A 7,562-nucleotide genomic window follows, 5' to 3' on the forward strand; every position below is an offset into this window, starting at 1 on the left:
AGTTTCATCGTCATTCAAATCCGAACCATCGGATTGTTTCAAAATGACGGAGGCTTTGTCGCCATCGTCCACACGATCGCCACGGATCCCTTTGGCATCGAGATCGGCCTTGGCGGATTGGTAATCTTCGTCGCTCATGTGGTACTGAGGCGAACCGAGGATCATGCCTTGGTTGACCAGACGACCAAACGGTTCGGGGGTGCTGACGTGGCCTCGATCGTAAAGGACCTTGTGCCAAAATCGCGAGTACAGCAAATGCAATACGGCATGCTCTGCGCCGCCGACGTACAAGTCGACCGGCATCCACTGCTTTTCCTTTTCCGGATCGATCATCGCTTGGTCGTTCTTGGGATCGATGTATCGCAAGTAATACCAACATGAACCGGCCCACTGTGGCATCGTGTTGGTTTCGCGGCGGTAGCGTTTGCCATCGATCGTGACATACAACCAATCGTCATCAGCTTTGGCCAAAGGCGGTTCGGGACGACCATGCGGTTTGTAGTCTTTTAGGTCGGGCAATCGCACGGGAAGTTCTGCGGCGTCCACAGCTCGTTTGATTCCCGTTGGCTCGCCGTTTTCGTCAAGCTCGTGCAGGATCGGAAAGGGTTCGCCCCAAAAACGTTGGCGACTGAACAACCAATCACGCAGTTTGAAATTGACCGCTTCGCTGCCCTGGCCGGATTCGGACAACCACGCCGTGACGGCGGATTTGACTTCGTCGGTGGTTTTGCCGTTGAAATCACCACTGTTAATCGCTCGCCCTTGAGCCGCAAAGCAGACTTCGCCCGCCAGGATGGCATCGCGATTGGGATCGTCTGCGTCGGGATCGACGACGGGGACGACTTTCAAATCAAATTGTTTGGCAAATTCAAAGTCGCGTTCGTCGTGAGCAGGAACGGCCATGATCGCACCGGTTCCGTAGCCGGCCAACACATAGTCGGCGACCCAGATCGGGATCGCTTCGCCGTTAACGGGATTGATCGCCGTCGACCCAGTGAAGACGCCGGTTTTGATTTTGTCGCCTTCGGTGCGTTCTCGGTCGCTCTTGAATGACGCTTTTTCGCGATACGCGTTGACCGCTTCACGCTGCGCCGAGGTCGTCAACCGATCGACCAACGGATGTTCGGGCGAAACGACCATGTACGTGGCTCCGAACAGTGTGTCCGGACGGGTCGTGTAGACTCGCAGTGCGTCGTCACTTGCTTCGCTAGGGAACGCGCTTTTGGCTCGTTCTGCTTTCCAGGCATCAAATTGATCCGCATCGCCAATATAGAAGTCGACTTCGGCCCCGGTGCTGCGGCCGATCCAGTCGGTTTGCAGTTTCTTGATCCCCGTGGGCCAATTCAATTCATCCAATCCGTCGGCCAGTCGCTCGGCATACGCGGTGATTCGCAGCATCCATTGACGTAGCGGGATCCGTTTGACGGGATAGCCACCGCGATCGCTTTTGCCGTCGATCACCTCTTCGTTGGCCAACACGGTGCCGAGTTCTTGGCACCAATTTACCAAGGCGTCGTCTTGGTAGGCCAACCGCTGGGAATCACGATAGGCTTCGATGGCCGCGTCGCCTTGCGATTTCACTTCCGCGGGGATTGGCAATTCGGCGATCGGACGGCCTTTTTGGGCTTCGCTATCAAACCAGGTGTCGTACAGAACCAGAAAGATCCACTGAGTCCAGCGAAAATAATCTTCGTCGGTGGTCGCCAGTACCCGATCCCAGTCGTAGCTAAAGCCCAACATTTTCAGTTGGCGAGTGAAGTTGTCGATGTTTTTCTGGGTTTGAACGCGAGGATGCTCGCCGGTTTTGATCGCATGTTCTTCGGCTGGCAGACCAAATGCGTCAAATCCCATCGGATGTAGCACGCTTTCGCCGCGTGCGCGGGCGAAACGCGAAATGATATCGGTCGCGGTATAGCCTTCGGGATGCCCAACGTGCAGTCCGTCGCCGCTGGGGTAGGGAAACATGTCCAAAACGTAACGTTTTTTGCTCGTCGGGTTTTCCGGAGTGGCGAATGTATGGTTCTGTTCCCAATAGGCTTGCCAGCGAGGCTCAATTTCGGCGGGATTGTAACGAGGCATGGAAGATTCGGCTTTGACGTAAGAGGGGAAAATCCGGAGCGTTCAAAGGGAGAATTCTAGGAAATACGGGGACAGATGAAAGGTGGACCCAAAATTGGCGATTTTTGTTCGGCTGCGCAAGTTTACCCTCCCTTTTTTTGGGGGGGGCTCGGCGTATTGGAAATAGAACATGCCAATCTCGGGCATCTAACCCTCCCCGGCCGCTTCCTGCGGCCGACCCCCAGAGGGGGAGGTGAGGCTTGTTTGCGAACTTTTCGCGGTTGACGCTTTCACTGGCGAATCGTTACAGAGCAACGACCATGAAAATGACGTTGCTCCGTATGATGCTGCTCTGCGCCTGGATTGCCGTTGGCGTCGGCTGTCGTACGCGCGCTTCGATTGCGATTTGGACCCCTCCTAAACTGCAATCCACCGTGGGCAAACGTGTAGCTGTTGCTCAAGTGGTGGGGCCCGAGAATATCGCAAAAAAAATACAACAACAGTTCATTGCTTCGCCCCCGACCGATGATGGACGCGAACTCGATCTTGTCGATTCGGAAACGCTGCAACCGAAATCGCCGATTCGCTTGGTCGCGGCGACAGACGAGGAATCCAGTGACGTGGCGCTTGCGTCGGTCGCGCGACGCGAAGGATACGACTATCTGCTTCGCGGCGAGGTGTTACCCGAACGGACTCACGGTACACGTCCGGCAGACCCTGACAAACTGACAATTTCGTGGCGTTTGACCGCCATCGATGAACATTCAGCTTCGGGCGGTAAACCGGTCGTGGTGGAACGCCGCGCGGCGGTCAAACGTTATCCCGACTTGGCACTGATCACGGACCCAGAGGACCAAATGGTTGCCGCGGCGGTGCGTGAATCCTACCGATTGTTGGCCCCTTCGCTCGATCACGAAACGGTCTCGCTTGCCGCACCGGTGTTAACCCTTGGGAAATCCGATGTGCTGCGAGGTAACGAGGCGGCGCGACGAGGCGATTGGCAGCAAGCGGCCAAGTTTTGGACCAAAGCTGCTGAAGAACACCCGATGCAGGCCGCCGCGACACACAACTTGGCGTTGGCCGCAGCTGCTTCGCAAGATTTCTCGAGAGCGAAACAACTCGCTCGCAAAGCGGTCCGGCAATTTCCATTGCCGATGTACCAGCGAACCTCAGTCTGGATCGAGCGTGCCCAGCGGCAATACCACGAGGCATTCAATTTACCGGATCCGCCCGAAGGCTGGTTTGTGACCCGGCGATAATGTCAGCTTCGTTTTCGCAAAGTCGCGATTAACCCAACTCTTCGAGTCGACCGCTGCTGTCACCGATCGATTCGGCAGGCGTGCCCATCTTGTCGAGCATGGACAGGAACAGGTTCCCCATCGGACGCTCGGCCTTGGTTTCAATGTAACGTCCTGTGCGAATTTGGCCGCCGGCACCACCCGCAAGCACGATCGGCAAATCTTCGTGGCGATGGCGATTGCCGTCGCTGATTCCGCTGCCGTACAAGACCATTGATTGATCCAACAGTGTGCCATTGCCTTCCTGAATCGAATCGAGACGCTCGAGGAAGTAAGCAAATTGTTCTACCAAGTAGTGGTCAATCTTTTTCAGTTGCTCGACTTGGTCTTCTTGGTTGCGGTGATGGCTCAGTTGGTGGTGCCCTTCTTTGACACCAATTTCCGAGTAGCGGCGACTGCCGCCGGCAGAGTCAAGCATCAATGTGGCGACTCGTGTTGTATCGGTTTGGAAACCGACGGCCATGATGTCGTACATCAGCCGTGCGTGCTCACGAAACGCCTCGACTCGGCCATAGGGAACTTTCAAATCCGGCATCGCGGCACGATCCGCTTGCTCGCTACGCAAAATCCTCGCTTCGATTTCACTGACACTGGTGAAATACTCATCGAGTTTGCGTTGATCGGACCTGCCCACGTTTTTCATCAGTCGTTTGGCATCGGCCGCCACCACATCCAAGATGCTCTTGCGATAGAAATCACGTTCGCGTCGCGCCGAGTCGCTGCCGGAATCAAACATGCGTTCAAAAGCCATCCGAGGACTAACCTCTTTGGGCATCGGCTGCGTCTCGCTTCGCCACGAGATATTGGACGAATAAGCACAGCTGTATCCGCTGTCGCAGCTGCCCGCATTTCGGCTGCCTTGCAAGCCAAGTTCGATCGAAGGCAATGTCGTCTTGCCAGCCAATTGGCTCGCTGCAACTTGGTCGACCGAGATGCCAAGTTTAATGTTGCTGCTTGTTTTCACAGGCCGAGCGGCGGTCAGGAAGGTCGCGCCTCCTCGAGCGTGATCGCCGGCACCATCCTTGTGCGCTCGTCCGTTGTCATGCGCGAGTCCCGAGATCACGTTGATTTTAGATTTGAAAGGTGCCAGCGGTTTTAGCGATGCCGAGAGTTGCCAATCATCGCCGCTGCCGGTCGGTTTCCATTCGGGAACAATCACCCCGTTGGGAAAGAAAATGCACGCCATGCGGACGGGCTTCTCGGCTGCGGCGGTTGCACTTGATGCAAACGCGCTTCGCGCGATCGGAGTCATTGATTCGAGCAGTGGCAGCCCCATGGCAAGTCCGGCACCGCGAAGCATCGTTCGTCGATTGATTGGCTGGCTCATCGTTTCTCCTCCGAGAGTTTATTTTAGTTCGAACGCGAGTGGTTATGAAAGGGACTACTACGCACCACTTCAAGAATTAAGTCTGTGAAGCGATATTCTTCTTTTGCGGTGTTTTCTGCGATCAATTCGATCACGCAACGATCCGCAGGCGACAATTCGCGACCGAGTGAAAAGGTCAATAGACGGCGAATTGCAGTTCTAGCGAACGCATCTTTCTCGCTATTGCCTAGCATTTCGGCCAAATCGGCGGCACCCGAAAAACGACGACCACCGGGCAGTTCACCCGAGGCGTCGATGTTGGACTTGGCCGTTGATTCGCGAAACTGACCGACTGCATCGAATTGTTCCAATCCAAATCCGAGTTGATCCATCACGCGGTGACATGCGGCGCAACTTGGGTCGGCACGATGGATCTCGAGCTGTTCGCGGAACGACGCGTTGGCGTCCGCCGTTTGCGTTTCCTCGAGCTCGGGCACGCCCGCTGGAGGATCCGGTGGAGGCGTGCCGAGGATGTTCTCTAGAATCCATTTGCCACGCTGGACCGGCGACGTGCGGTTGGGATTGCTGGTTAGCGTCAAAACGCTGGCGTGCGAAAGGACTCCGCGGCGAGGTGTGGATTTCAATGACACCCGCTCGAATTCATCTGTGCCACTGTGTTTGGTGTTGTAGAAGCTGGCAAGTTGAGGATTGAGGAACGTGTAGTCTGCGGTCAACAGTTCATGAGCAGGCCGGTTCTCGCGAACCAGATGCATAAACAATCGCTCGGTTTCCTCGGACATCGCAGTGGCCAGCGCGTCGTTGTATTTTGGGAAGAGCTTTTCATCCGCTTCATGCCCCTTCAAATTGCGAAGTCCCAACCATTGTGCTGCGAATTCGCTTCCGAGTGCGTCAGCGCGATCGTCCTTCAGCATGCGGCGAACGTGATCTTCGATTGCCTTGCCTTTCAGCTTGCCCGCGTCCGCGTCCTTCATCAACGCCTCATCCGGCGTACTGCTCCATAAAAAATAGGACAATCGCGTTGCCAATTGATGCTGTGTCAGTTTGCCATCAGCGGATTGGTCGTCTGCGGGAGTTTCGACACGAAACAGGAAGCGAGGCGACATCAAAATTCCCGTCACTGCGATTTGCAGCCCGCGGTAATAGCTCTCGTCTCGCTTGGTGGCAATTTCGACTAAGGAAGCAAACTGCTTGACTTCGTCGTCGGTGACAGGGCCGCGAAACGCTCGTTGCATCAGAGGCTTTAGGCATTCGCTCGCCGCTTCCACGACGTTCTTCCACTGTTTTTTGCCACTGTCATAGCTGGCAGTTTTGCGAACAATTTCTAAATGTGATTTTGGCAGTTCACTCTTACGCGATCCTCGCGGTCCGTCCAAGCGAAGACGTCGAACCAGGTTAGAGTACTTTTTCAGGTCAAACTTACCACTTGGTTGCAGCGCCTTTTTACTGTCCTTCAGCTGCTTGGCAATCACTTCGGCAGTCAGGTCGCCCTGCTGCTCGAACTTCGTTTTGCCGACCTCGGCGTCATCTGCCAGCGGAGCAATTCGGAATCGATACAATCCTTTTTTCAATTTGAAACGCTGTTCTTTACTCTGACTGCTACCGCTGCCGCCAAAGTAACCGAGTTCGTACTTCGCCAACAGGATTCCATCGTTATCGAAGATTCCAAATTGTCCCGGCTTGGCTTCCTTGTCCGTGACTCCGCCGTACAGACGGACCGAGTATTCGCCGTCGACAGGAACCTCGACCTCGGTCCATACATAGGCCTCGGGGGCCAGGAAGCGACCATTGAAGCTTCCAGTCTTTGAGTCACCACGAACGAACAAACGATCACTAGCGAGATCCGCATTCAATTTGGGAAGCGTCTCGGGATCGATGATGACATGACTGGCGACCGTTTCTGCCGCTTCGAAGTACTTTTCGATTAGTAATGGGGACAACGTCAACACGTCCCCGTTGTTGTCAAAACCACCCCCCACTTCGTCCGAGGGAAAGGCGTTAGCCGGTCGAAGGTCAACGTGAAACAGATCGCGAATGGTATTGTTGTATTCGGAACGGTTCAACCGACGCGTGGTTGCGTTGCCCGGAGTCCGACGTGAATTGCAAGCGACGCTGTAGAGGATCTGTTCGAGCGATTCGACCAATGCCTTGCGTTCTACGTCGGTCGGCAGATCGGCATCCTCCGGAGGCATCGCACCAAATCGCACGATCTCTAACACCCGTTCGACCGATCCAAGATCCGCATCGATCGATTGGATGTCTTGGTAAATGTTCAGATCGAGCCCTGCTTCGCCTTCGGGGGAATCGTGACAGTCGACACAGAGTCGCTCGACGAGCGGCCAACCGGTTTTTTGCCACGCCTGGACCGCAGCCTGCAGGTCGTCGGAGCCGTTCTCCTGGGTGGCAGTTTCTGGTGCGGCAGTCGCTTTTTCTGCTGTGGCGTCTTGCTCAGCAACGACAGTCCGGTTCCACGAAAAGCATAGGGCAATGCTCAGCAAGACGATGATTGCGCGAAATGGCATTGAAGGTGAATGCAATGAATTTTTCGGGTGGGACGTTGAATGCGGGGGGACAATGGAGCTATCGCGGTCGATCCACCAAACAAGTCGGTGGTCTTTTCACGATCCGGTCAGGAGTCGTGCGTTTGCGATGTTGTGGGGGGTGGGTGTGGGGTGGGATGTGATCGAGATCACATTGGCTATTATTGTACGAGATTCGCAGGGGCAATCCAGCTTAATTTAACCGATTACACCGGTGAAACGTCCGGCGGCGACGATTTTAGGCAGATAACGGGACCGAGAATCGCCGTTTTCTCTGTAAATGGGTGGGGATTTGATTGTTGTACGGGAATCAAATAAACCGACAGGGGCGTCCGTTTTCAT

Annotated in this window: 4 protein-coding genes; 1 reads left to right on the plus strand and 3 read right to left on the minus strand. The window is 55.2% G+C overall.

Features of this window, described 5'->3' with window-relative positions; translation table 11 throughout:
* The coding region (gene leuS / locus RMSM_RS12520; RefSeq protein WP_008696294.1) for a leucine--tRNA ligase at positions 1 to 2,079 on the minus strand (2,079 nt) is incomplete at its 3' end.
* 413 nt (positions 2,080 to 2,492) lie between these two features.
* On the opposite strand from leuS, the gene RMSM_RS12525 reads away from it, so the two are divergent.
* Positions 2,493 to 3,317, plus strand: a complete 825-nt coding sequence (locus RMSM_RS12525) for a tetratricopeptide repeat protein (protein WP_144057596.1) — start codon at positions 2,493 to 2,495, stop codon at positions 3,315 to 3,317.
* A gap of 28 nt (positions 3,318 to 3,345) precedes the next feature.
* Here RMSM_RS12525 and RMSM_RS12530 read toward each other — a convergent pair whose 3' ends face one another.
* Positions 3,346 to 4,683 carry a DUF1552 domain-containing protein gene (locus tag RMSM_RS12530; protein ID WP_008696297.1) on the minus strand — a complete coding sequence of 446 codons (1,338 nt, stop codon included), beginning with the start codon at positions 4,681 to 4,683 and terminating at the stop codon, positions 3,346 to 3,348.
* Between the two features lie 23 nt (positions 4,684 to 4,706).
* A complete protein-coding gene (locus RMSM_RS12535; RefSeq protein WP_008696299.1) occupies positions 4,707 to 7,202 on the minus strand; it encodes a DUF1592 domain-containing protein in 2,496 nt (831 codons plus the stop codon).
* Between the last annotated feature and the right edge of the window lie 360 nt (positions 7,203 to 7,562).

Source organism: Rhodopirellula maiorica SM1, from assembly GCF_000346295.1.
In the GTDB taxonomy this organism is placed as follows: Bacteria; Planctomycetota; Planctomycetia; order Pirellulales; family Pirellulaceae; genus Novipirellula; species Novipirellula maiorica.

What these genes read in the sequence shown, in the direction of transcription:
- RMSM_RS12535 (WP_008696299.1), bottom strand. Translation starts at nt 7,202, where the DNA reads ATGCCATTTCGCGCAATCATCGTCTTGCTGAGCATTGCCCTATGCTTT.
- RMSM_RS12530 (WP_008696297.1), bottom strand. Translation starts at nt 4,683, where the DNA reads ATGAGCCAGCCAATCAATCGACGAACGATGCTTCGCGGTGCCGGACTT.